Annotated in this window: 1 tRNA gene and 2 pseudogenes; all 3 read right to left on the reverse strand. The window is 58.1% G+C overall.

The window, feature by feature from the left end:
- Positions 1 to 528: 528 nt before the first annotated feature.
- Positions 529 to 839 (reverse strand): annotated as a pseudogene (locus DPM33_RS35575) (type II toxin-antitoxin system RelE/ParE family toxin).
- Between the two features lie 3 nt (positions 840 to 842).
- A pseudogene (locus DPM33_RS37325) lies at positions 843 to 1,109 on the reverse strand (type II toxin-antitoxin system ParD family antitoxin).
- A gap of 615 nt (positions 1,110 to 1,724) precedes the next feature.
- Positions 1,725 to 1,801 (reverse strand) — tRNA-Met (locus DPM33_RS35585).
- Positions 1,802 to 1,862: the final 61 nt, after the last annotated feature.

Raw genomic sequence — 1,862 nt, forward strand, 5'->3', positions numbered from 1 at the left:
TTGGTAGACTTATTCTCACGAAACGTGATCCGCCAAAGTCTCGTTCGAACCAATTACCCCTGGCGGAGTAAGAGGCTCAGCAGGACTCTGCCGCCCACGTTTCTCTTTCTTCAATATTCAATTGTCAAAGAACAGACATCACTTCACGCAATGTCGCGGCCCTCATCGCTTTTCGGCTTCGGGCCCGTCCGAGTGTCGCTCACGCGGCTCTCTTGAATTTCAACCAAGGGCAGATTTAGAAGCAAACTTCTTCGTCGCCAGCGGCGCACCGCCCTCGTTCGTGGGCCGTATATAGTCGCCACCCGATCGAACTGTCAACAGCCAAGATCGCTCTTTTTTCGATTTCTCGTGGAGATATCGGCAGGGGCAAAAATACTGAGCTGGCTTGGTTGAATTTTGACTGGCGTTCCGTGCCAGCCATTCCGGCGATAGCGGCCACAACCGTTCCGCCAGGCGGCTGTGTTCGCCCCCGAAACCGCCTGCAGCGCTTAGCCGGGTGTCGACTGCCGCGCTTGCCCAAATCCCGATTTAGAGCCGTTCCTCGAGCAATTCAGGCGCGATGTTGCGGCCTGCGTAGAAGATGCCCAGGATCAGCACATGCTCGCCGTCGACAGCGAAAGCGATACTGACCGCGCGACGATACCCGATGATCCGCAACCCCGGCATTATCTCCGTCCGCTCGGTGCCGCGCTGTGGAAAAGTGGACAAGCCCAGTCAATGATCCCGGATGCCTACGACAAAATCCAGGCAACCGCCGGCGACGCCCGCTCGGCTATCTCGTCATAGAGCTGTTCGAGTTCGGCTTCCGCGCTCGCGTGGAAGACAATCCGGTATTCCATCCCCTATTTGGCTTTCGCCTGCCGGGCGCGATGACGGGCCTCAAGCCGGGAAGACACCGTTTCGGCGGGAATTCCCTTTGCCGGATCCTGCTGGAGCTCAGTCATGCGCGACGGGATTTCCTAGCGCAGCCACTTCTCCCGCCCCGCCTCAAAATCCTCGAGCATGCGCAGGCCGGCGCGGACAACTTCGCTGGCATTGTTATAGCGGCCCGATTCGAGCTGCTTCCGGATGAAGCACTCATAGTGGTCGTTCAAAGCGTAGTTGGGCATGGGATCCTCCTGGGAGAATATGCGGCCGAGCCGCAGATATAGCAATAGATAGCAATAATTAGCAGCTTGGGTTGATTCGGCTTCAACTTGCCCTTTTGCGATTCGGCGAAAGAATCAGAAGTAGCCGAATCGGCGGCGATCAAAATGTCGATCAAGACGCCGGCGCCCGATCGACGATGAGCCAACAGCCCGTTCCGCGACCTCTCACCCGCCATTTGCGCGCGACCGAGGCACAAAGAAGCCGGCTGAGTTTAAACTCACCCGGCTGATATTCGTGCTTGGTTGCGCACTGGTCTCTGAATGCGTGTCGCGCCCACTTCGACGTCCTCGTCGGCCGCGATTGATGATTTCCAGTGAAAGCGAATCGCACTAGGCGCCAATGCAGACTGAATGATTCGGGCCTGGCATGTGACCTTCGCGTCCGTTCCGCGATTCCGTGACGGATGGTCCGGCGCGGCGCGGGCCGTTTTTGGTGTTGGTTTTGGGGACAGGATTTGGGTTTTCTGTCCCGCGGCGTCGGCTACGCCTCCTTGCGGGCTCCTGATGACCGGTTAAATCGCCGGCCACCACGGCCAGATACAAAAGAGCCCGCACGAGGGCGGGCTCTTTTGTATTTGGTTGCGGGGACAGGATTTGAACCTGTGACCTTCAGGTTATGAGCCTGACGAGCTACCGGGCTGCTCCACCCCGCGTCACCTACGAGCAAGCGTTTGCTTGCGACCTACGAGCAAGCGTTTGCTTGCGTCCATAGAG

The sequence above is a fragment of the Mesorhizobium hawassense genome, assembly GCF_003289945.1.
Taxonomy (GTDB): Bacteria; Pseudomonadota; Alphaproteobacteria; order Rhizobiales; family Rhizobiaceae; genus Mesorhizobium; species Mesorhizobium hawassense.